Here is a 23,450-nt window from a genome sequence, read left to right on the forward strand (position 1 = left end):
CTCTTACAACCGAGAGAAATCATTGAAAAGTGCAAGCCCCATTAACAGCACCAGCAAAATCGAGCCAATGCGATAACTAAAGTCTTGAACCCGCTCGGATACCGGCCCGCCCTTAAGCTTTTCAATCGCCAGGAACAGCAGATGCCCCCCGTCAAGAACGGGCAGCGGAAACAGGTTGATTATCCCGAGGTTCACGCTGATAAGCGCAAGGAACATCAGGTAATATATCACCCCGAACTCCGCTGACATCCCAGCCCCCTGAGCGATAGAAATCGGCCCACTGAGGTTGTTCAGTTTCACATCACCGGTTATCAATTTTCCCAGCATACTGACCGTCAGCTTCATCAACTGCCACGTTTTATCCGTGGCCTGTGCGATGGCGCTAAACGGCCCATACTGGCGTACTGTCTTGTACTCATCCGGCAGAGGAATGATTTTCGGCACAACGCCGGCAAAACCTTCCGCCTTTCCGTTACCCGATTTGGTATCCGGAATTAACGTCAAAGACAAGGCACTCCCCTGCCTTTCAATTTCCAGCGCTAACGGCTTACCGGGATTATCGCGCACAAGCGTCACGAAATTCATCCATTGCGTTAACGGTTGACCATCGACTTTAACGATCCTGTCGCCAGCTTGCAAACCCGCTTTACTTGCCGCGGACTGCGCCTGCACTTCTGACAGCACCGGTTCGATCTGAGGCCCGCGCGGTCGAATCCCCAAAGAAGATACAGGATCTTCCTTGTCTGGCTCAAATGCCCAATGACGCAAATCCAGCGTTTTCTCCTGACGCTGGTTACTGCCAAAAGGCGCGACGCTGAGCGTCGTCTGCTCGTCGCCGATTTTCGCGACCAACTGTAAACGCACCGCATCCCAATCAGGGGTTTCGATACCGTCAATGGCTTTAAGTTCCGTTCCCGGCGCAATTTGCGCGTCGGCGGCAATCGAGTTGGGGGTTATTTCACCAACCACCGGACGAACGCCAGGGACGCCGATGATAAACACCAGCCAGTAAGCGAAGATGGCAAAAAGGAAATTAGCAACCGGGCCGGCGGCGATAATTGCCGCACGCTGACCTACGGTTTTGTTGTTGAACGCGTGGTGGCGCAGTTCCGGAATCACCGGCTCAGCGCGCTCATCCAGCATTTTGACGTAACCGCCCAGCGGGATAAGGGCGATAACATATTCAGTACCAGACCTGTCGGTACGGCGCCAAAGCGCTTTACCAAAGCCAATGGAAAAGCGCTCTACACGGACACCGCAACGCCGTGCAACCCAGAAATGACCAAATTCATGCACGGTGATAAGCACGCCCAGTGCAACAATGAATGCAGCCAGATTCCAGAGAATACTCAGCATAAAACCTTCCGTTAAAGCGTTTTGAATACCAGTAACAACAGGCACGCAAAGACCGGTACTGCCGCCGTCAGGCTATCAATACGGTCCAGAACACCACCGTGTCCTGGAATCAAATGACCGCTGTCTTTAATTCCTGCTTCACGCTTGAACATGCTCTCAGTAAGATCGCCCAGCACAGAGGCCAGCGCGGCAATAATAGAGCAAATTAACAAGGTGACCGGCGCAACGTCCAGGTTCGCCCACATGCTGTAACCCCAGGAGATTACCGCTGCTGTCGCGAGACCGCCAAAAAAGCCCTGCCAGGTTTTCCCTGGCGACACCTTCGGCGCCAGCTTATGTTTGCCAAACAGTTTGCCAAACATATACGCCCCGGAGTCCGCGCCCCAAACGAGGATCATGACATAGAGTAGCCATATCGCGCCACTGTAATGATTATCGTCATAATGCCAGGCGCGAAGCGCCAGCATGCCCCAGAAAAAGGGAACGATAGTCAACACGCCGAAAATTATGCGTAATGTCTTCGAATTACGCCAGATCGCCGCTGAACCGGGATAGAAAAACACCAGGAGTAAAGCAACGATCCACCAGCCTAACGACGCCCAAAGTGAGACCTCGACCAGCGGCTGGTGAATATTATGATGGTATTCCGGCAGTAAAAACAGCATTAGCGCGAGTAACAGCCCGCACAGTACCGCCAGCCATACGCGTTGCGTGCGAGTGGCAAAACCGCTTAACTGTCCCCATTCCCACGCAGCCAGCATACACACCAGCAGCGTAACAATAGCGAACCCCACCGGCGGCAGCAGAAACAGCGCCGCGATGACCACGGGTATTAAAACAAAAGCAGAAATCAGGCGATACTTCAGCAAAAGCGACCCCCATCAGGCTTTGTCATCACCGGGCTCGGTGCCGCCGAAACGACGCTCTCGATTAGCAAAGGCATGCAGCGCACCTTCAAAGTCTTGTTCATCGAAATCGGGCCAGAGCACATCAGTAAAGTAAAGTTCGGCGTAGGCAATTTGCCAAAGCAAAAAGTTACTTATTCTATGCTCTCCCCCAGTCCTAATTACTAAATCCACAGGAGCCAGCTCATGCATACAGATTTGTTGGTTGAGCATTTCTTCATCAATCTGTTCCGGGCGCAGTACACCGTCCTGCACCTGTTCCGCCAGTTTTCTGACTCCCTGGACAATATCCCAACGTCCGCCGTAATTCGCCGCAATGTTCAGCGTCAGCCCGGTATTCTGGGCAGTTAGCGCTTCCGATTTACGAATACGTTCCTGCAAACGCGAGTTAAATCGACTGGTATCGCCAATGATGCGCAGGCGGACGTTATGGCGGTGCAGGCTTTTGACTTCGCTGTCAAGCGCCCACACAAACAGCTCCATTAACGCGCTAACTTCCTGCGCTGGTCGGTTCCAGTTTTCACTACTAAAGGCATACAGCGTTAACGCATCAATACCGTTGTTGGCAGCAAAAGAGACGGCCCGGCGGACGGATTTCGCTCCGGCCTTATGCCCGAATGCCCGTATCTTCCCTTGCTTTTTTGCCCAGCGACCATTGCCATCCATAATGATCGCGACATGACGACAGCCATGTGCTGGCAAATTTTCGCTTACTGGTTGAGTTGCAGACAACATAACGCGTTTTTAGTCCCTGAAAGGATTTAGCGGTACTCAGGAATACAGAAGCCTTTTACACTTCATCTTTCAGGCTGCCTCTTGTCAGCTTGCTGTCCCGCGTCACGTACCGCTGTACGCGCCCGGGAACGCATCCACTCGCCGCCCTGATGCAACCTGAATGATTTTGCGTATCCACAAAAAAGCCGTGTCAAACCACGGCTTGCCTGACCGAAAAAAGCCAAATACCTGCGATCAGGTGGCGCAGACTATATCACTGAAGCCCAACGCTAACAAATAGCACGATCTTCTGTAGCCGGATTATCCTCAGCTTGCGAGACGCGTCACTTGTTTTCTGGCGACTTCTCGCGCAATGGCATCCACTCGCAGGACGTCATCCACACTCTGAGGCTCTTGCAGGTCCATCTGTTCCAGCACAGCTAAATTGAGATCGGCAATATCGGTAAAGCGAAGTTCTTCAGCAAGAAATGCAGCTACGACGATTTCGTTTGCCGCATTCAACGCAGTGGTTGCCGCCTGCCCTTGCTCAAACGCTTCCATTGCCAGTTTCAGGCACGGATAGCGCTCATAGTCCGGCGCGCTAAAAGTCAGCGCGCTGAGCTGGCAGAAATCGAGCGGCTTAACACCCGAGGTCACGCGATTCGGCCAGGCCATGGTATGGGCAATTGGCGTACGCATATCCGGCTCCCCCAGTTGCGCCAGAACGCTGCCGTCCTGATAACGCACCATTGAGTGAATAACCGACTGCGGATGAATCAGCACGTCCATCTGGCGGGCACTGGCGTTGAACAACCAACGCGCTTCTATGTATTCCAGACCTTTATTCATCATGGTGGCGGAGTCGACGGAAATTTTACGCCCCATCGACCAGTTCGGGTGACGGCATGCCTGCTCGGGCGTCATTGAGGCCAGATCGCGCAGCGGCGTTTCCCGAAACGGGCCACCAGACCCGGTAAGCAAAACCGACATCACGCCATTTTGCTCAAGGTCAGCGTATCCCAGATTGTGTTGAATGGGTTGGGGCATACTCTGAAAAATAGCGTTATGCTCGCTGTCCACCGGTAAAAGCCGTGCGCCACTTTGCTTTACCGCATCCATAAACAGGCGTCCGCAGGTGACCAGCGACTCTTTATTAGCCAGCAGAATGGTTTTACCGGCGCGAATGGCGGCCAGCGTCGGCAACAGCCCTGCTGCGCCCACAATGGCCGCCATGACTTGATCCACGTCATCCAGCGCCGCCATCTCACAGGCTGCCTGTTGCCCGCTAAGAACCTCTGTGCGGCAACCGTGTTGCTGCAACGTGGCTTTAAGCAGCGCTGCGCTGGCTTCGTCATCCATCACCGCGTAATGCGGGGAGAATTCCAGGCACTGCTCCACCATACGGGTGACATTTTTACCTGCCACCAGCGCGACAACGCGAAAGTCGTCAGGGTTCTGGCGCACCACGTCAAGCGTGCTGCAACCAATAGAGCCGGTCGAGCCCAGAAGGGTTATGTGCTTCATTGAACGTCCAGTCTGAAAGTGAGACAGGGTAAAAGGTAAAAAGCAAAACGCCGCCAGCCGATCCAAAAGATCTTCTGAGCGGCGTTTTCGTCGTACCGGTGAATCAGAACTGCATCAGTTCCGCTTCTTTGTCTGCCAGCGCCGCTTCCACTTTCTTGATAGCGGCATCGGTCAGTTTCTGAATATCGTCCTGAGAACGACGGTCATCATCTTCGCTGATCTCTTTGTCTTTCAGCAGCGCCTTGACTTTATCGTTAGCGTCACGACGCACGTTACGCACGGCAACGCGAGCCTGCTCCGCTTCGCCACGCACGATTTTCGTCAGGTCTTTACGACGTTCTTCAGTCAGCGGCGGCAGTGGAACACGGATATCGCTGCCGGCAGAACTTGGGTTCAGACCGAGGTCAGACGCCATGATCGCTTTTTCAACGGCCGGGCTCAGAGAACGGTCAAATACGTTGATTTTCAGGGTACGGGAATCTTCTACCGTTACGCTTGCCAGCTGACGCAGCGGCGTCGGCGTACCGTAATATTCCACAACAATGCCATCCAGCAGGCTGGGAGAAGCACGACCCGTGCGAATTTTGCTGATTTGGGTTTTGAATGCTTCAACGCATTTGTCCATGCGTACTTCAGCATCTTTTCTGATATCGCTAATCACGTTACGAATCCTTGGAAACTAGTCTCAGTCAGACCAGACAATTGCACATAGTGGAAATGCGCTTAGTATAGCCCTGATTAAAATATTACGGGTAATCCCGCGATACTGACGCAAAATCTTACCGCGATTTCTGCACAAAATCATTCAGGTTGTATCAAGACGGCAGCTGAACGACAAATTTGTCAGGAACAAATTTGAACAGCCGCAGGCGTCCTTCAGTGAGGGACAAGGATGCCCCTCATTTATTCCCAGCAGCTTACACATGTAAGTGACTGGGGTGAGCAAAGGCAGCCAACGCAGAGACAGCCTGAAAGATGAAGTGTAACACGGGAATTACTCCGTGATTAACGTCCCTTCTTTCTCACCCATGACCACACGACGCAGCGCGCCCGGCTTGTTCATGTTGAACACGCGAATCGGCAATTTGTGGTCACGCGCCAGCGTAAACGCCGCCAGATCCATCACTTTTAGCTCTTTTTCCAGCACTTCGCTGTAGGTCAGCTGCTCGTACATGGTGGCCGACGGATCTTTTGCCGGATCGGCGGTGAATACACCATCCACCTTGGTTGCTTTCAGGACAACGTCCGCTTCAATTTCAATACCGCGCAGGCAGGCTGCAGAGTCGGTAGTAAAGAACGGGTTACCGGTCCCGGCAGAGAGGATCACCACGCGGTTATTACGCAGCAGGCTGATCGCTTCCGCCCAGCTGTAGTTGTCGCACACGCCGTTAAGCGGAATCGCCGACATCAGGCGAGCGTTCACATAGGCGCGATGGAGCGCATCGCGCATCGCCAGGCCGTTCATCACGGTGGCCAGCATGCCCATGTGGTCGCCCACAACGCGGTTCATTCCCGCTTTCGCCAGACCTGCGCCACGGAACAGGTTACCGCCACCAATAACCACACCAACCTGAATCCCCAGTTCAACCAGTTCTTTGATTTCCTGAGCCATACGATCCAGTATGCTTGCGTCAATACCGAAGCCTTCCGAACCCTGCAGAGCTTCGCCACTCAACTTAAGCAGAATACGTTTATAGACGGGTTTTGCATTGGTAGCCATGTTTCTTTCCTGAGACTGTCAACGATTTAAAAAGGGGGTAAATTCTGGCGACAATGATATGTCGCTTCTCAGTACAACGAAATAAGAGCCATACTGATTTTGCGTGACGGGTGACAAAAAGAAGCCGCCCTCAGGCGGCTCCTTTTCAATCATTAAGACTGCTTGGACATTGCAGCAACTTCTGCTGCGAAGTCAGTCTCAACTTTTTCGATGCCTTCGCCCACTTCGAAGCGGATGAAGCCAGTCACGTCAGCGTTGTGCTCTTTCAGCAGCTGACCAACAGACTTGCTCGGATCCATAACGAAAGGCTGGCCAGTCAGAGAAACTTCGCCGGTGAATTTCTTCATGCGGCCTTCAACCATTTTCTCTGCGATTTCTTTCGGTTTGCCAGACTGCATGGCGATGTCCAGCTGTACCTGGTATTCTTTCTCTACCACTTCAGCAGACACGTCTTCCGGCTTAACGAATTCCGGCTTGCTTGCCGCAACATGCATTGCCAGCTGCTTAACCAGTTCTTCGTCAGCGCCTTTCGCGGCAACCAGAACACCGATGCGCGCACCGTGCTGGTAGCTACCCAGAACGTCGCCTTCCAGGGAAGCGATACGGCGGATGTTGATGTTCTCGCCGATTTTCGCAACCAGCGCAACGCGCTCTTCTTCGAACTGCGCTTTCAGTACTTCAACGTCAGTGATTTTACCCGCAACCGCTGCGTCCAGAACTTTGTCAGCGAAAGCCTGGAAACCGCCGTCTTTCGCAACGAAGTCAGTCTGGCAGTTAACTTCCAGAATGAACGCGATATTGCCTTCGATTTTGGTTTTGATTACGCCGTCAGCAGCAACGTTGCCTGCTTTTTTCGCTGCTTTGATCGCACCGGACTTACGCATGTTTTCGATTGCCAGCTCGATGTCGCCATTCGCTTCAGTCAGTGCTTTTTTGCAATCCATCATGCCTGCGCCAGTACGCTCACGCAGCTCTTTTACCAGGGATGCGGTAATTTCAGCCATTCTAAAATCCTCGGAAGATTTGATCTGCCCGGCGTCAAACCGCACAGATTTAAAAGTGAAAAAGGGGGCCATTGATAGGCCCCCTAACCAAACGTGATACTACCTGGTCCAAAAAGGGGCTCGAACGAGCGTTCCTTATTATTCAGCTTCTACGAAGCTTTCTTCCGCCTGGGAAGCCAGATCCTGAGAACGGCCTTCACGAACGGTTGCAGCGACAGCGCCCAGGTACAGGCTAACAGCACGGATTGCGTCGTCGTTACCCGGGATAACGAAGTCAACACCGTCCGGATCAGAGTTGGTATCAACGATGGCAAATACCGGAATACCCAGGTTGTTTGCTTCTTTGATAGCAATGTGCTCGTGGTCGGCATCGATAACGAACAGCGCGTCCGGCAGACCGCCCATGTCTTTGATACCGCCCAGGCTGTTTTCCAGTTTCTCAAGCTCACGCGTACGCATCAGCGCTTCTTTCTTGGTCAGCTTTTCGAAAGTACCGTCCTGAGACTGAGTTTCCAGGTCTTTCAGACGTTTGATGGACTGACGAACGGTTTTCCAGTTAGTCAGCATACCGCCCAGCCAGCGATGGTTCACGAAGAACTGATCGCAGCTGTTAGCAGCTTCTTTCACCGCTTCGCTTGCAGCGCGTTTAGTACCAACGAAAAGGATTTTACCTTTACGAGAAGCAATCTTGTTCAGCTCAGCCAGCGCTTCGTTGAACATCGGTACCGTTTTCTCAAGGTTGATGATGTGAACTTTGTTACGCGCACCGAAGATGAACGGCTTCATTTTCGGGTTCCAGTAACGGGTCTGGTGACCGAAGTGAACACCAGCCTTGAGCATGTCGCGCATGGAAACAGTTGCCATGATTAAAACCTCTATAGATAAAGTTGGGGTTATGCCTCCACGTATCCCATATTACCGACCCCAAAGGGCACCCCGGAATATGTGCCGATACGTGTGTGTTGTTACACAAAGTGAGATATGTCGCTTCCGTCCATCTTGTGTAGTCTCGAATGGAACGGAAGTCCGGCGCGCTTTATACCACAAATACGCCGCCGACACCAATAATTGTTGGCTGAGTGTGCTGTTAATGATTCTCAATTTGGCACGGGGTGCGCCTGACTGATACCATTGACAATACTTACACTAGTATTGTCGAAAAAATCGACACCGATGGACAGATTACATGGCTATCTCAATTAAGACTCCTGAAGAAATCGAAAAAATGCGCGTCGCGGGCCGTCTGGCCGCAGAAGTGCTGGAGATGATCGAACCGCATATCAAACCGGGCGTCAGCACGGGCGAACTGGATCGTCTTTGTAACGACTACATCGTCAACGAGCAGCACGCGATTTCCGCCTGCCTCGGTTACCATGGTTATCCGAAATCCGTCTGCATCTCTATTAATGAAGTGGTATGCCACGGGATCCCGGACGATGCCAAGCTGTTGAAAGACGGCGATATCGTCAACATTGACGTCACCGTCATCAAAGACGAATACCACGGCGACACCTCAAAAATGTTTATCGTCGGCAAGCCGACTATCCTGGGCGAGCGTCTGTGCCGCGTCACGCAGGAGAGCCTGTATCTGGCCCTGCGTATGGTAAAACCGGGCATCCGTCTGCGCGCCCTGGGCGCGGCGATTCAGAAATACGCGGAAGGCGAAGGCTTCTCTGTGGTGCGCGAATACTGCGGACACGGTATTGGCCGCGGCTTCCATGAAGAACCGCAGGTACTGCATTATGATGCGGACGACGGCGGCGTGGTGCTGCAACCGGGCATGACGTTCACCATTGAGCCAATGCTGAATGCCGGTGATTACCGCATCCGCACCATGAAGGATGGCTGGACGGTAAAAACCAAAGACAGAAGCTTGTCTGCACAGTATGAGCACACTATTGTAGTAACCGAAAACGGCTGCGAAATTCTGACCTTACGCAAGGATGACACCATCCCGGCGGTCATTACGCACGACGAATAACTGATTGCCTGATGGCGCTGTCGCTTATCAGGCCTGGAAATTGCAGTGTTCCCTGGGCCGGATAAGGCGTTTCGCCGACATCCGGCTTTTTAATGGGTGGCGCATAATGAATACTCTTCCTGAACAGCACGCGAATACCGCACTTCCCACCCTTCCCGGCCAGCCGCAGAACCCAGGCAGTTGGTCGCGTGACGAACTCACCGTCAGCGGGATAAAGTCCCACATCGATACCTTCCAGCAGTGGCTGGGCGACGCGTTTGACAGCGGGATCTCCGCCGAGCAGTTGATCGAAGCCCGCACCGAGTTTATTGATCAACTGCTGCAACGGTTGTGGATTGACGCGGGATTCGGGCAGATTGCCGATCTGGCGCTGGTCGCCGTCGGCGGCTACGGTCGCGGCGAACTGCATCCGCTTTCCGACATCGATCTGCTGATCTTAAGCCGCAAAAAATTACCCGATGACCAGGCGCAGAAAGTGGGTGAACTGCTGACGCTGCTGTGGGACGTAAAGCTGGAGGTCGGTCACAGCGTACGTACGCTTGAAGAGTGTCTGCTGGAAGGGCTGTCGGATCTGACCGTCGCCACCAACCTGATCGAAACCCGGCTGCTGATTGGCGACGTGGCGCTGTTCCTTGAGCTGCAAAAACACATTTTCAGCGAAGGCTTCTGGCCGTCCGACACGTTCTACGCCGCCAAAGTCGAAGAACAGAACCAGCGCCACCAGCGCTATCACGGCACCAGCTATAATCTCGAGCCGGATATCAAAAGCAGCCCCGGCGGCCTGCGCGACATCCATACGCTACAGTGGGTCGCCCGCCGTCACTTTGGCGCCACCTCCCTTGATGAGATGGTCGGTTTTGGCTTTTTGACCCAGGCCGAACGCGCGGAGTTAAACGAGTGCCTGCACATACTCTGGCGGATCCGCTTTGCGCTGCATCTGGTGGTGCCCCGTTACGACAACCGTCTGTTGTTTGACCGCCAGCTTAGCGTCGCCCAGCGTCTCAACTACCGTGGCGAAGGCAACGAGCCGGTCGAGCAAATGATGAAGGATTTCTTCCGGGTGACGCGGCGGGTCAGCGAACTGAACCAGATGCTGCTCCAGTTGTTTGACGAAGCCATCCTCGCCTTGCCGGCGGACGAAAAACCCCGCCCGATCGACGATGACTTTCAACTGCGCGGCACGCTGATCGACCTGCGTCACGACGATCTGTTTATCCGCGAGCCGGAAGCGATCCTGCGGATGTTCTATACCATGGTGCGCAATAGCGCGATCACCGGGATCTACTCCACCACCCTGCGCCATCTGCGCCACGCCCGACGTCATCTGAACCAGCCGCTGTGCTACATCCCGGAAGCGCGTTCGCTGTTTCTCAGCATGCTGCGTCACCCTGGCGCGGTCAGCCGCGGCCTGCTGCCCATGCACCGCCATAGCGTGCTGTGGGCCTATATGCCCCAGTGGTCGCACATTGTCGGACAGATGCAGTTCGATCTGTTCCACGCTTACACAGTGGATGAACACACCATTCGCGTGATGCTGAAGCTGGAAAGCTTCGCCAAAGAAGAGACCCGCCAGCGCCACCCGCTGTGTGTGGATCTCTGGCCCCGTCTGCGTCAGCCGGAGCTGATCCTGATCGCCGCTCTGTTCCACGACATCGCCAAAGGACGCGGCGGCGACCACTCCGTGCTGGGCGCGCAGGACGTGCTCAAATTCGCCGAGCTGCATGGCCTGAACTCGCGGGAAACCCAACTGGTGGCCTGGCTGGTACGGCAACATCTGCTGATGTCAGTTACCGCCCAGCGCCGCGATATTCAGGACCCGGAGGTGATCAAGCAGTTTGCCGAAGAAGTACAGACGGAGCACCGCTTGCGCTTTCTCGTCTGCCTGACAGTAGCCGACATATGCGCCACCAACGAAACGCTGTGGAATAGCTGGAAGCAAAGCCTGCTGCGCGAACTGTACTTCGCCACAGAGAAACAGCTGCGCCGCGGCATGCAGAATACGCCAGATATGCGCGAGCGCGTACGCCATCATCAGCTTCAGGCGCTGGCGCTATTACGGATGGACAATATTGATGAAGAGGCGCTGCACCATATCTGGTCGCGCTGTCGCGCCAACTATTTTGTCCGTCACAGCCCAAATCAACTGGCCTGGCACGCGCGACATCTGCTTCAGCACGACCTGAACAAGCCGCTGATTTTGCTCAGTCCGCAGGCGACGCGCGGCGGAACGGAAATTTTTATCTGGAGTCCGGACCGCCCTTACCTGTTTGCCGCCGTCTGCGCTGAACTGGACAGGCGTAATCTCAGCGTCCACGATGCGCAGATCTTCACCACCCGCGACGGCATGGCGATGGATACGTTTATCGTCCTGGAGCCGGATGGCAGCCCGCTGTCATCGGATCGACATGAAGCGATCCGCTCAGGGCTGGAACAGGCGATCACCCAGCGCAGTTGGCAACCGCCGCAGCCGCGTCGCCAGCCGGCTAAATTGCGTCACTTTACCGTGGATACCGAAGTGACGTTTTTGCCGACGCACACTGACCGGAAATCGTTCCTCGAACTGATTGCGCTCGACCAGCCCGGACTGCTGGCGCGGGTCGGGCAAATTTTTGCCGATCTGGGAATTTCGCTTCACGGCGCCCGAATTACAACCATTGGCGAGCGAGTAGAAGATTTATTCATAATCGCCACCGCGGACCGGCGTGCCCTTAATAATGCGCTCCAGCAGGAAGTGCATCAACGGTTGACAGAGGCCCTCAATCCAAACGATAAAGGGTAGTGTGTTTTTTTATTAGGGAAAGAGTTTACCAATGCAGCAGTTACAGAACGTTATTGAGACCGCTTTTGAGCGCCGTGCCGAGATCACGCCGGCGAATGTAGATACCGTGACCCGTGAAGCGGTGAATCAGGTGATTTCCCTGCTGGATTCCGGCGCACTGCGTGTTGCAGAAAAAATCGACGGCCAGTGGGTAACGCACCAGTGGCTGAAGAAAGCGGTACTGCTCTCTTTCCGTATTAACGATAACCAGGTTATCGACGGCGCGGAAAGTCGCTACTTCGATAAAGTGCCGATGAAATTTGCTGACTATGACGAAGCACGTTTTCAGAAAGAAGGCTTCCGCGTGGTGCCACCTGCGGCGGTGCGCCAGGGGGCGTTCATTGCCCGTAACACCGTGCTGATGCCGTCTTACGTTAATATCGGCGCCTATGTTGATGAAGGTACGATGGTTGATACCTGGGCGACCGTCGGCTCCTGCGCGCAGATCGGTAAAAACGTTCATCTCTCCGGCGGCGTCGGCATCGGCGGCGTACTGGAGCCGCTGCAGGCGAACCCGACCATCATCGAAGATAACTGCTTTATCGGCGCGCGTTCAGAAGTCGTGGAAGGCGTGATCGTGGAAGAAGGTTCCGTGATTTCGATGGGCGTTTACATCGGCCAGAGCACCCGTATTTATGATCGTGAAACCGGCGAAGTGCATTATGGCCGCGTTCCGGCAGGTTCTGTTGTTGTTTCTGGCAACCTGCCGTCGAAAGATGGCAAATACAGTCTTTACTGCGCGGTGATTGTGAAAAAAGTCGATGCCAAAACGCGCGGCAAGGTCGGCATCAATGAGTTGTTACGTACCATCGACTGACAATGATTTGAAAAAGCGGGCATAGCCCGCTTTTTTTATCGCCTGAAGTGGCGGAAACGGGGCTTTTCGTTAATTATTCATAGGTTATGTTGAGATTAAGGGTACCGCTATGTACGACAATCTGAAAAGTCTGGGCATTACCAATCCTGAAGAAATCGATCGTTACAGCCTGCGGCAAGAAGCCAACAACGATATCCTGAAAATCTATTTCCAGAAGGATAAAGGCGAATTCTTTGCCAAGAGCGTGAAGTTTAAATACCCACGGCAACGTAAAACCGTGGTCGCCGACGGTATTGGGCAGGGTTACAAAGAGGTGCAGGAGATCAGCCCCAACCTGCGCTATGTTATCGACGAGCTGGATCAGATCTGCCAGCGCGATCGCACCGAAGTCGATCTGAAGCGCAAGATCCTTGACGACTTACGCCATCTGGAAAGCGTGGTCGCGAATAAGATCACCGAAATTGAGGCCGATCTGGAAAAATTGACGCGTAAGTAAGCGATTGTTGCCAGATGGCGCCGCCCACGTCCAGCCTACGCCCCCCTGTCCTTTGTAGGCCCGTTCAGTGCTGCGCCATCAGGCAAAAATTACCGTTGTTCATCAAGTTGTAGCGCCACATACAATAACAATCTGTCGTCAAAATTCCCCAGATCCAGCCCGGTCAGCTCTGAAATACGGTTCAGTCGGTACTCCAGCGTATTACGATGAATAAACAGCGCCTTTGACGTTGCCAGCGGCTGCACATTATGACGGAACCACGCCGCCAGCGTTCGGCGCAACAGGCCGTTATTATCCATTGCCTTCAGTCGCGCTAAAGGGCGCGCCAGCTCGTTAGCCTGCCAACCGCCGCGCAGACTGTCGAGCAGCACCGGCAACATTAAATCCTGATAAAAATAACTGCGGCTGTCCGGCATGCGCTGCTTGCCGACCATCATGGTAGTGCGGGCGGTACGGTATGAGCGGGCGATACTGCCGGGGCCGGTAAAGTAGTTGCCCAACGCGACGCGAAAACGCAGTTGCCCATTCTCTTTCATCCGCGAAATAAGCTGCTCAACGCGCCTGCGGTGATCTTCTGCATCCCAGCGGCCAAACTGATTCAGCGCCGGTTTTAACACCACCATTTCGGTCAGCGAGACAATCGCGATCAGGTTATTGCGCTCGGGGGTGGTCAGCGCATTTTGCAATTGCTGCAGTTCCGCCATGGCGCTGTCGACGCCAAGCTGTCCGCTGTCGACTTCCACCACCGCCACCACGCGCGGCTGATTGAGATCGATGCCCAGACGCTGCGCCCACTCGGTCAGCGCCGGGGTGTTTTCTTCCGCCTGAATCAGGTTCATCACCAGTTCCTCACGCAGACGGCTGTCCTGCGCCAGCAGGTGCATCAGACGTGACTGCTCCAGCATCATTTCTGCCGTCATGCATACCAGCTCGCCATATTTGCGCAGGTGCTCCGGCTCGCCGGTCAGACCGATCACGCCAACGATCTCCCCTTCCAGACGCAACGGCAGGTTGATCCCCTGACGCACACCGTGTAAGTGCCGCGCCACCGCGTCGTCAATATCAACCACGCGTCCCTGAGAGAGCACCAGCAGCGCGCCTTCGTGCAATTCACCAATACGCTCACGATCGCCGCTGCCGATAATCCGCCCGCGGGCATCCATTACGTTGATATTGGTATCAATGATGCGCATCGTCCGCGCCACGATATCCTGCGCCATTTTGGTATCAAGATGCCAGCCAGCCATAAACCCTCCTGTGAGCAGAGCTCAAGCATAAGGAAGATGACTAATCGCAGCATTGTGCAAATGCACAAAGCGAAGCAAAGAAGTATGGAGTTGTGGGGGGTATCACAAAAAGAGCCCCCTTCCCTGTTCGGGAAGGGGGTGGGGAGATTACTGCATCAGCAAATAGATGGAGCTATCTCCACGCTGAATATTCAGCGCGAGGACAGACGGCTTGCTGTCGAGGATCTTGCGCAGCTCAGCGATGTTTTTCACCGCCTGCTGGTTAGCGCCAACAATCACGTCTCCTTTCTTCAGGCCAATCTGCGCCGCTGGAGAATTCGCTTTCACGTTATTCACCACCACGCCTTGATCCTTGCCTTTGTTGCTCATTTCAGCGCCCTCAATGCCGCTGAAAATAGAGCTGGAATCCACCTGATTCTGGCTGCTCTGCTGCAGTTCCAGATTCACGGTCACCGGCTTGCCGTCACGCAACAGGCCGAGGGTGAGCTTGCTGCCAACCGGCATGGTGCCGACCTGCGCGCGCAGCGCGGCAAAGCTGCTGATGGGCTTGCCGTTCAGGGAGGTAATAACATCCCCGGCTTTAATGCCCGCTTTCGCCGCCGAAGAGTTTGGCATCACCTGGCTGACGAACGCGCCGCGCTGTGCGTCGACTTTCATCGCCTTCGCCAGCTCAGAGTTCAGTTCGGTCCCCATAATGCCCAGCTCGCCGCGTTTCACCTGACCGAATTCCACCATCTGGGATGTGAGGTTTTTCACCATGTTGCTTGGGATGGCGAAGCCGATACCAATGTTGCCGCCGTCCGGCGCAAGGATAGCGGTGTTGATACCGATCAGTTCACCATTAAGGTTAACCAGCGCGCCACCAGAGTTACCGCGGTTGATCGCCGCGTCGGTCTGGATAAAGTTTTCATAGTTTTGCGCGTTCAGACCGCTACGGCCCAGCGCCGAGACGATACCGGAAGTGACGGTTTCGCCCAGACCAAACGGGTTACCGATGGCCACCGTGTAGTCGCCGACACGCAGCGCGTCGGAGTCAGCCAGTTTAATCGCCGTCAGGTTTTTCGGATCCTGGATTTGGATCAGCGCGATGTCAGAGCGCGGATCTTTGCCGACAATTTTGGCGTCGAATTTACGGCCATCGCTCAGCTGTACTTTGATTACCGTGGCGTTGTCCACCACGTGGTTGTTGGTGACGACATAGCCTTTCGCGGCATCAATGATGACGCCAGAACCCAGCGCCATGAATTTTTGTTGCTGGCCGCCGTTACCCCCCGGGCCTCCCTGACAGAACGGGGAACTCTGGAACGGAGAACCCTCCTGGCAGAACGGGGAGTCATCACCAAAGAACTGCTGGAAATTACGCGGCATACGCGGCGTATTTACGGTTGTGCTACCTTCAACGTTAATGCTGACCACCGATGGCATCACTTTTTCGAGCATCGGCGCCAGACTTGGCATCTGCTGAGCGGTCGTTGCTGAGGCGGTTTCAGCAGCCGTGGCAGAAAGCGGAGATAACGCCAAACCTAAACTCAGAGCCAGTGCACTCATTGCTAATGTGGTTTTTTTCATGTGTATCAATCTCGATTAACAGATAACGCAAAATTGCTGTGTACGTCAGATTCATTTTATAGCGCTAAGTTCCGGACAAAAGTTTATGGAAAAAGTAAAAATTTATTGTCCGTCTTTACAAAAGTTGCTTTATTGCTCGACCGCCATGAGCCGTCGATATTCATCCCACGCGTAGAGGTCTGTCATGCCGCTGATATAATCCTGGATCAGACGGCAACGGTAATAATATTCCAGCACCGGATACTCGGGGGAATCTGACGCTAATTTACTGACGGCTTCAATGTACGCCAGTCGATGACGAGTGGAGAGTTTCTGAAATAATCTGGATTCTATCGGAAAGCGTATCAGCCGCTCTTTTTCCACCAGCTCGCTGAAGTCTGCTAATGGAAGACTTAATAAAGGCCGGTAAATGTCTAATAAACCACTGATAACGCGATACCCCTGCAGCTCGAGTTGTTCCACGTCGGGGTGGCTAAACACATGTTTTATGGCGACATTTTTATAGAGCTTAAGCAAACGGCTAACGCTGCTGCCATCTTCCAGTAACGCCTGATTAAAGGTGCCCTCAAAGATCTGCTCAAGATTATCAATAAAACGCTGCGCGGCATAAGGCACCAGCTTATTTAGCGTGTTCACCCGCAAATACATAAAGAATTGATCTTCCGTACTCCGACTCAGCGTATTTGCGCGGGATTTGTCCCACGCATTTTCCACCACCTGCGCAAACAGAGAGCCTTTTTCGTGGTCGCCCCAGGCCTCGTGCAAATGGTGATACAACTGCTCTACGCTGAAAATTCTTTTCTCTACGGCGTCCTCAAGATCGGCCACGCAATAAGAAATATCGTCAGCGGCTTCCATGATCCAGGTTAATGGAAAGCGACTGTAAAGCGCGAGATCAAGTTCCTGACGTAACCTTGCAATATAGGACTCTTCAGAAAGATAGTAGCCCGGTTTTTTCATTAAATAATGATGCGTCGTAGGCGTTTCCCCCCGCCACCATGCCGGACGGGTATATTTTAAAATCCCGCCCACCTGCGCCCAGGTCAGGTTCATGCGCATTAAGGTATGCACCAGACGTATCCCCTGCGCATTGCCTTCGAAATGGCATAAATCCTGGCGGACTTTGCGCCGGATGTCATTCAGGGACTCCTCCCCTTCGCTCAGGCGCAGCGCGGCGACAATACAGCGGTCTTCTGTCAGCGGTTGGCTTTCGGCATCTGCCGGATGCAGACGCTGGCGAAACCAGTCGTTGATTGCCGCTTCGCCAAAATGACCGAACGGCGGATTCCCAATGTCGTGCATCAGGCAGGACATTTCGACAATGCTTTCGAAGGGACCGGTCAGTTCGTCCAGCCCGTAATGCGCCAGCAGTTGCAGTTCCTTAAGACGGCTCAGCACTTCTTTGGCGATATAGCGTCCCACCTGCTGCACTTCCAGCGAATGGGTAAGACGGGTGCGCACCGCCGCGTTGCGCTCCAGCGGAAAAACCTGCGTCTTTTGCTGCAAACGGCGGATCGCCGGAGAGTTAATAATGCGCCCACGGTCACTCTCAAAGATGCGCAGGATCTCATGCTCAGTCTTCACCCCCTGAGGTGAGCGGTAACGACGATGCCAGTTTATTTTTTTGCGGAAATCAATCTGAGCCATCTCCTCCCCCATGAACATGCACTTCCCGTTAAGCGCATGATAGACTATGCCTTTAAATCTCACCTGGCGCGAGTAAATCTATGAAAATCGGCATCATTGGTGCAATGGAAGAAGAAGTTACGCTGCTGCGTGACAAAATCGAAAACCGTCAAACGTTCAGCCTGGGCGGTTGTGAAATCTACACCGGTCAGTTAAACGGCACCGACGTTGCGCTGCTGAAATCCGGCATTGGTAAAGTGGCTGCAGCGCTGGGCGCGACGCTGCTTCTTGAACACTGCAAGCCGGACGTGATTATTAATACCGGTTCCGCAGGCGGTCTGGCGCCAACGTTAAAAGTGGGCGACATCGTGGTGTCTGATGAAGCACGCTATCATGACGCCGATGTTACCGCCTTCGGCTATGAATTCGGTCAGCTTCCGGGCTGTCCGGCAGGGTTTAAAGCCGACGAAACGCTGATCGCGGCGGCGGAATCCTGCATTGCGGCGTTAAACCTGAACGCGGTTCGCGGGCTGATTGTCAGCGGCGACGCCTTCATTAACGGCTCCGTAGGGCTGGCGAAAATCCGCCATAACTTCCCGCAGGCGGTTGCTGTTGAAATGGAAGCTACCGCGATCGCGCACGTCTGCCATAACTTTAAAGTTCCGTTTGTGGTGGTTCGCGCTATTTCTGACGTCGCAGACCAGCAGTCGCACCTGAGCTTTGACGAATTCCTGGCCGTCGCGGCCAAACAGTCCAGCCTGATGGTCGAAACGCTGGTGCAGAAACTGGCGCATGGTTAACGCATTCTTCAGGGCGTTGGTCGCCCTGCTGATTCTGCTGCCGGTGTGGCTGTCAGCCGCACCGCGCGTGATTTCCCTTTCTCCCGCCAATACCGAACTCGCCTTTGCCGCAGGCATCACCCCCGTCGGCGTCAGCAGCTATTCCGACTATCCGCCAGCAGCAAAGAATATTGAACAAGTGTCCACCTGGCAGGGCATGAATCTGGAACGCATTGTGGCGCTGAAACCCGATCTGGTTATCGCGTGGCGCGGCGGCAATGCGGAACGACAGGTTAATCAGCTCACCTCGTTAGGGATCCAGGTGATGTGGGTGGATGCCGTCACCATCGAACAAATTGCCGACACGCTGAAAAAATTAGCCGCCTGGAGCCCGGAGCCGGAAAAAGCGCAACGCGCCGCACAAAGCCTGCTGGACGACTATCATCAACTAAAAGCGGCGAACGCGGCGAAAGCTAAAAAACGCGTCTTTCTCCAGTTTGGCATCAATCCGCCGTTTACCAGCGCAAAAGGATCGATTCAAAACCAGGTGCTGGAGCTGTGTGGCGGAGAAAATATCTTTGCCAATAGCCGGGTTCCCTGGCCGCAGATAAGCCGTGAACAGGTGCTGGCGCGCGCGCCGCAGGCGATCGTGGTGGCAGGCGATGCGGATGAAACCCGCAAAATTCAGCGATACTGGGGCGATCAGCTCACTATTCCGGTTATTCCTTTAACCAGTGACTGGTTTGAACGCGCCAGCCCGCGTATTATCCTCGCCGCAAAACAACTCTGTAGTGCGCTTTCACAGGTGAAGTAAAACCCGTCACAGCACGGCTGGTCTTGAGGATAACGTGATGCTCGTCTATTGGCTGGATATTGTCGGTACCGCGGTATTTGCTATCTCTGGCGTATTGCTGGCTGGAAAATTGCGCATGGACCCGTTCGGCGTACTGGTTCTGGGCGTCGTGACAGCCGTCGGCGGTGGAACGATCCGTGATATGGCGCTGGATAACGGGCCGGTGTTTTGGGTGAAAGATCCAACCGATCTGGTGGTGGCGATGGTCACCAGTATGCTGACGATATTGTTGGTGCGCCAGCCCAGGCGCTTGCCCAAATGGATGCTGCCGGTACTCGACGCCGTCGGTCTGGCGGTATTCGTCGGGATTGGCGTCAATAAAGCGTTTATTGCCGGCACCGGTCCGTTGGTCGCAATCTGTATGGGCGTGATCACCGGCGTCGGCGGCGGGATTATCCGCGACGTGCTGGCGCGTGAAATCCCGATGATTTTGCGGACTGAGATTTACGCCACAGCCTGCATTATTGGCGGAATTGTTCACGCCACCGCGTTTTATACTTTTGCGATCCCGCTGGAAACGGCAAGTATGATGGGGATGATCGTGACATTATTCATTCGCCTGGCGGCGATCCGCTGGCATCTGAAGCTGCCGACGTTTGCATTAGATGAGAATGGGCGTTAAGGCATCGGGGCGAGAAGCGCAGGCCGGATAAAACGTTAGCCGCCATCCGGGACATCGCCCGGCGGCGTTACGCTTACCGGGCCTGTAGAACGGTTAACCGGCGGGACAACCGGCAACTGATCAAATACTGAACGAAGAACCACACCCGCAGGTGCTTTTCGCATTCGGGTTGGTTACGACGAAGCGTGACCCTTCCAGACCTTCAGTGTAATCCACGGAGCCGCCAACCAGATATTGCAGGCTCATCGGATCAACCACCAGACCCACCCCCTGTTTCTCGATGGTCATATCACCTTCGTTGACCTGATCGTCAAAGGTAAAACCATACTGGAAGCCGCTGCAACCACCACCGGTAATATACACGCGCAGCTTCAGATTCGGGTTATCTTCGTCAGCGATCAGGCTTTTCACTTTATTGGCTGCTGCTTCAGTAAATTGCAGTGGCAGCGCTACGTCATCACTCATATTTTTGCTCCAAACGACATCGGCAATTGGGCAAATTCTGACCCAATACGAAAATCATTATCTAATACCCTGGTATTTCATTCAAGTATTCTCGCCAGCGGCCGCCGTCTGGCTTTTTGCCGCCTGTTCCGCTTCCTGCTTCGCCAGGGTGCGGGCAAGAATGGTGGAGTATAGCGGTTTTCCGCCGAGGAATTGCGCCAATAATGTTGCGCCGAGACAGGTAATAATCATTGGCAAAATGAGCTGGTAATTGTCGGTCATTTCCAGCACCAGCACGATGCCGGTCAGCGGCGCGCGTACCGACGCCGCCATCAGCGCCCCCATGCCGGCGATAGCAAAAGTGCCTGCTTCCAGCTGATAGTGCGGAAAGAAGGCCGCCGCCGCCATGCCGAACGCGGTTCCCAGCAGCGTGCCGAGCGCCAGCATCGGGGCGAAGATTCCACCCGGCGCGCCGGAGGAGAAACAAAGCAGCGTAGTGATTACCCTGGCGACAAAGATAAACAACAGCAACCCGACGCTAAAATTGCCCGCCGCAGCGATGGGGATCAGATTAAACCCGCCGCCTGCCGCTTCGGGTTCAATCAACCCGAGAATACCGCACAGTCCGCCAATCGCGCCGCCCATCAGCACCCATTTGGTGATATTGCCGCCGTGAAAGCGCTGGAACATATCCTGCGTACGCAGCACCAATCTATTAAACAGCGGCCCCACGCAGCCAAAAATCATACCGAGGATCAGATAGAGCCACAGCGTATTCACCGGCGCGTTAGACAGTTTACCGACCTCGATAATCGGTGCTTCGCCATTGACCACGCGAAAGACAATGCTCGACATAATCACGCCCGTGAACACAGCCTTAATGGAAATCAGGTTATAGCGAAACTGCGGACGCATCTCTTCGATGATAAACAAAATGCCCGCCAGCGGCGCATTAAACGCCGCGGAAAGACCGGCTGCCGCCCCGGTAGCCAGCAGCGTATGGCGAGCTTCGGCGCTGCGCATACGAAAAATATCCAGCACCATCCGGCCAATGTTGCCGCCGATCTGGACCGTTGGCCCTTCGCGTCCCAGCACCATACCGGCCCCCAGCGTCCCCATCCCGCCGATAAATTTCACTGGCAGCACGCGCCACCAGCGCACCGGACGCAGCTCTTCCAGCGCGCCTTCGATCTCCGGGATCCCGGAACCACCGGCTTCCGGCGCGAATTTGCGCACCAGAAAATAGCCCACCATGGCGAGCAGAGCGGAAAGCACAAATGCCAACGGCCAGACGAGAAACGCGTGATCGGCAACGCTGACCAGCGTGCTGATACGCATGTTCTGCACCCAGGTCACCGCTTTTTCGAACGCCACGCCGACCAGGCCGGTCACCGTGCCAACCACCGCCGCCATCAATAAGATCGCCAGTGGCGTTTTGTCCCGCTCAAGCAATCGAAGGATTTGATCCCGGCGCCGCAAGCGCACGATTTGCTGTGCTTCAAAAGAGGGAGTTTCTGTCTTCATCAGATGATCATTAATTGGTAATACAAATGCAGAGGCGGCATTGTACTCGCCTCTCGCCGGAAAATCCCCTGCAAATCGTGATGTTTCAAATGCGCAAAACTTTCATAACCTTCTCTGAATAATTAGAATAGCGGGCATTCACTTTTTCTACGAACCAGGAATCCATCCATGAGTAAGTCTGAAAACCTCTATAGCGCGGCGCGTGAGCTCATCCCCGGCGGCGTTAACTCTCCTGTTCGCGCCTTTACTGGCGTGGGTGGCACTCCGCTGTTTATCGAAAAAGCTGACGGCGCGTATCTGTACGATGTCGATGGTAAAGCCTATATCGATTACGTCGGCTCCTGGGGACCGATGGTGCTGGGACACAACCACCCGGCCATCCGTAATGCGGTGATCGAAGCCGCCGGGCGTGGCTTAAGCTTCGGCGCGCCAACCGAAATGGAAGTGAAAATGGCGGCGCTGGTGACGGAGCTGGTGCCGACGATGGACATGGTGCGCATGGTAAACTCCGGTACCGAAGCGACCATGAGCGCCATTCGTCTGGCGCGCGGTTTTACCGGGCGCGATAAAATCATTAAATTCGAAGGCTGCTACCACGGCCACGCCGACTGTCTGCTGGTGAAAGCCGGCTCCGGCGCGCTGACGCTGGGTCAGCCAAACTCGCCAGGCGTGCCGGCGGATTTCGCCAAACACACGTTAACCTGCACCTATAACGATCTGGATTCCGTCCGCGCCGCGTTTGAGCAGTTCCCGCAGGAGATCGCCTGCATCATCGTTGAGCCGGTCGCGGGCAACATGAACTGCATCCCGCCGCTGCCGGACTTCCTGCCGGGTCTGCGCGCCCTGTGCGATGAATTTGGCGCATTGCTGATCATTGATGAAGTCATGACCGGCTTCCGCGTCGCGCTGGCGGGCGCGCAGGACTATTACGGCGTAACGCCGGATCTGACCTGTCTGGGCAAAATCATTGGCGGCGGTATGCCAGTGGGCGCCTTCGGCGGCCGTCGCGAAGTGATGGATGCGCTGGCGCCAACCGGTCCGGTGTATCAGGCAGGGACGCTGTCCGGAAACCCAATTGCGATGGCGGCAGGGTTTGCCTGTCTGAACGAAGTGGCCCAGCCGGGGGTCCATGACACGCTGGGCGAACTGACGACCCGTCTCGCCGAAGGTCTGCTGGCAGCCGCACAGGAAACGGGTATTCCACTGGTAGTAAACCATGTCGGCGGCATGTTCGGCCTATTCTTTACCGATGCGAAAACGGTCACCTGCTATCAGGACGTGATGGCATGCGACGTAGAACGCTTTAAGCGTTTCTTCCACCTGATGCTGGAAGAAGGCGTGTACCTGGCGCCGTCGGCGTTTGAGGCGGGCTTTATGTCTATTGCACACAGCATGGACGACATCAACAACACTATCGACGCCGCGCGTCGGGTGTTTGCAAAGCTGTAATA

General features: G+C 54.7%; 22 protein-coding genes. 8 read left to right on the forward strand and 14 right to left on the reverse strand.

Annotation, left to right across the window (positions count from 1 at the left end):
- Nucleotides 1–3: 3 nt before the first annotated feature.
- The 8 genes from rseP to rpsB form a co-directional block, all read right to left on the reverse strand.
- Nucleotides 4–1,356 (reverse strand): sigma E protease regulator RseP, encoded by a 1,353-nt coding sequence (rseP, locus tag JY391_RS17455; protein WP_042289862.1) that lies wholly within the window; start codon nucleotides 1,354–1,356, stop codon nucleotides 4–6.
- Between the two features lie 11 nt (nucleotides 1,357–1,367).
- A complete protein-coding gene (gene cdsA / locus JY391_RS17460; RefSeq protein ID WP_211934736.1) occupies nucleotides 1,368–2,225 on the reverse strand; it encodes a phosphatidate cytidylyltransferase in 858 nt (285 codons plus the stop codon).
- Between the two features lie 12 nt (nucleotides 2,226–2,237).
- On the reverse strand, nucleotides 2,238–2,996 hold the full coding sequence (ispU, locus tag JY391_RS17465) for a (2E,6E)-farnesyl-diphosphate-specific ditrans,polycis-undecaprenyl-diphosphate synthase (RefSeq protein ID WP_042289866.1): 759 nt from the start codon (nucleotides 2,994–2,996) through the stop codon (nucleotides 2,238–2,240).
- Between the two features lie 306 nt (nucleotides 2,997–3,302).
- Nucleotides 3,303–4,499 carry a 1-deoxy-D-xylulose-5-phosphate reductoisomerase gene (gene ispC, locus JY391_RS17470; protein WP_211934737.1) on the reverse strand — a complete coding sequence of 399 codons (1,197 nt, stop codon included), beginning with the start codon at nucleotides 4,497–4,499 and terminating at the stop codon, nucleotides 3,303–3,305.
- A 103-nt stretch (nucleotides 4,500–4,602) separates the two neighbouring features.
- Entirely contained in the window at nucleotides 4,603–5,160 is a 558-nt protein-coding gene (frr, locus tag JY391_RS17475; protein WP_042289871.1) for a ribosome recycling factor, read from the reverse strand.
- A gap of 333 nt (nucleotides 5,161–5,493) precedes the next feature.
- Nucleotides 5,494–6,219, reverse strand: a complete 726-nt coding sequence (gene pyrH / locus JY391_RS17480) for a UMP kinase (RefSeq protein WP_042289874.1) — start codon at nucleotides 6,217–6,219, stop codon at nucleotides 5,494–5,496.
- Between the two features lie 152 nt (nucleotides 6,220–6,371).
- Complete coding sequence (gene tsf, locus JY391_RS17485) at nucleotides 6,372–7,223, reverse strand: translation elongation factor Ts (RefSeq protein WP_042289878.1); 852 nt, start codon at nucleotides 7,221–7,223, stop codon at nucleotides 6,372–6,374.
- 138 nt (nucleotides 7,224–7,361) lie between these two features.
- Nucleotides 7,362–8,087: a 30S ribosomal protein S2 gene (gene rpsB, locus JY391_RS17490; protein ID WP_012904553.1), complete on the reverse strand. Its 726-nt coding sequence runs from the start codon at nucleotides 8,085–8,087 to the stop codon at nucleotides 7,362–7,364.
- Nucleotides 8,088–8,409: 322 nt separating this feature from the next.
- Between rpsB and map the strand changes: the two genes are divergently transcribed.
- From map to JY391_RS17510, 4 genes are all read left to right on the forward strand, one after another.
- Nucleotides 8,410–9,204, forward strand: coding sequence for a type I methionyl aminopeptidase (gene map, locus JY391_RS17495; RefSeq protein ID WP_042289882.1), 795 nt, complete (start codon nucleotides 8,410–8,412; stop codon nucleotides 9,202–9,204).
- Between the two features lie 106 nt (nucleotides 9,205–9,310).
- Nucleotides 9,311–11,983: a bifunctional uridylyltransferase/uridylyl-removing protein GlnD gene (gene glnD, locus JY391_RS17500; RefSeq protein WP_181821940.1), complete on the forward strand. Its 2,673-nt coding sequence runs from the start codon at nucleotides 9,311–9,313 to the stop codon at nucleotides 11,981–11,983.
- A gap of 31 nt (nucleotides 11,984–12,014) precedes the next feature.
- Nucleotides 12,015–12,839 carry a 2,3,4,5-tetrahydropyridine-2,6-dicarboxylate N-succinyltransferase gene (gene dapD, locus JY391_RS17505; RefSeq protein WP_042289888.1) on the forward strand — a complete coding sequence of 275 codons (825 nt, stop codon included), beginning with the start codon at nucleotides 12,015–12,017 and terminating at the stop codon, nucleotides 12,837–12,839.
- A gap of 109 nt (nucleotides 12,840–12,948) precedes the next feature.
- Nucleotides 12,949–13,335 (forward strand): DUF3461 family protein, encoded by a 387-nt coding sequence (locus tag JY391_RS17510; RefSeq protein ID WP_042289892.1) that lies wholly within the window; start codon nucleotides 12,949–12,951, stop codon nucleotides 13,333–13,335.
- A gap of 89 nt (nucleotides 13,336–13,424) precedes the next feature.
- Here the strand turns inward: JY391_RS17510 and cdaR are convergent, their stop codons facing one another.
- From cdaR to dgt, 3 genes are all read right to left on the reverse strand, one after another.
- Nucleotides 13,425–14,582 (reverse strand): DNA-binding transcriptional regulator CdaR, encoded by a 1,158-nt coding sequence (gene cdaR, locus JY391_RS17515; RefSeq protein WP_042289894.1) that lies wholly within the window; start codon nucleotides 14,580–14,582, stop codon nucleotides 13,425–13,427.
- A 147-nt stretch (nucleotides 14,583–14,729) separates the two neighbouring features.
- Entirely contained in the window at nucleotides 14,730–16,151 is a 1,422-nt protein-coding gene (gene degP / locus JY391_RS17520) for a serine endoprotease DegP (RefSeq protein WP_042289896.1), read from the reverse strand.
- 129 nt (nucleotides 16,152–16,280) lie between these two features.
- Complete coding sequence (gene dgt / locus JY391_RS17525; protein WP_211934738.1) at nucleotides 16,281–17,798, reverse strand: dGTPase; 1,518 nt, start codon at nucleotides 17,796–17,798, stop codon at nucleotides 16,281–16,283.
- A gap of 80 nt (nucleotides 17,799–17,878) precedes the next feature.
- Here dgt and mtnN point away from each other — a divergent pair, with 80 nt between their 5' ends.
- The 3 genes from mtnN to JY391_RS17540 are packed head-to-tail and all read left to right on the forward strand — an operon-like array spanning nucleotide 17,879 to nucleotide 20,031.
- Entirely contained in the window at nucleotides 17,879–18,577 is a 699-nt protein-coding gene (gene mtnN, locus JY391_RS17530; protein WP_042289900.1) for a 5'-methylthioadenosine/S-adenosylhomocysteine nucleosidase, read from the forward strand.
- Nucleotides 18,570–19,370: a vitamin B12 ABC transporter substrate-binding protein BtuF gene (gene btuF / locus JY391_RS17535; protein ID WP_211934739.1), complete on the forward strand. Its 801-nt coding sequence runs from the start codon at nucleotides 18,570–18,572 to the stop codon at nucleotides 19,368–19,370. Before mtnN ends, btuF begins: the two co-directional genes overlap by 8 nt.
- Nucleotides 19,371–19,407: 37 nt before the next feature.
- The gene (locus JY391_RS17540) at nucleotides 19,408–20,031 is read left to right on the forward strand and encodes a TRIC cation channel family protein (RefSeq protein WP_042289905.1); all 624 of its coding nucleotides are present in this window, start codon (nucleotides 19,408–19,410) and stop codon (nucleotides 20,029–20,031) included.
- Nucleotides 20,032–20,151: 120 nt separating this feature from the next.
- Here the strand turns inward: JY391_RS17540 and erpA are convergent, their stop codons facing one another.
- From erpA to clcA, 3 genes are read right to left on the reverse strand one after another with little or no spacing between them, the layout of a single operon-like run.
- Complete coding sequence (gene erpA / locus JY391_RS17545; RefSeq protein WP_012904541.1) at nucleotides 20,152–20,496, reverse strand: iron-sulfur cluster insertion protein ErpA; 345 nt, start codon at nucleotides 20,494–20,496, stop codon at nucleotides 20,152–20,154.
- Entirely contained in the window at nucleotides 20,493–20,543 is a 51-nt protein-coding gene (yadW, locus tag JY391_RS24000) for a small protein YadW (protein WP_350396263.1), read from the reverse strand. Before yadW ends, erpA begins: the two co-directional genes overlap by 4 nt.
- A gap of 34 nt (nucleotides 20,544–20,577) precedes the next feature.
- Nucleotides 20,578–21,999 carry a H(+)/Cl(-) exchange transporter ClcA gene (gene clcA, locus JY391_RS17550; protein ID WP_211934740.1) on the reverse strand — a complete coding sequence of 474 codons (1,422 nt, stop codon included), beginning with the start codon at nucleotides 21,997–21,999 and terminating at the stop codon, nucleotides 20,578–20,580.
- 168 nt (nucleotides 22,000–22,167) lie between these two features.
- On the opposite strand from clcA, the gene hemL reads away from it, so the two are divergent.
- Nucleotides 22,168–23,448 carry a glutamate-1-semialdehyde 2,1-aminomutase gene (gene hemL / locus JY391_RS17555; RefSeq protein WP_042289910.1) on the forward strand — a complete coding sequence of 427 codons (1,281 nt, stop codon included), beginning with the start codon at nucleotides 22,168–22,170 and terminating at the stop codon, nucleotides 23,446–23,448.
- Nucleotides 23,449–23,450 lie beyond the last annotated feature (2 nt).

The organism is Citrobacter sedlakii, from assembly GCF_018128425.1.
Classification (GTDB): Bacteria; Pseudomonadota; Gammaproteobacteria; order Enterobacterales; family Enterobacteriaceae; genus Citrobacter_A; species Citrobacter_A sedlakii.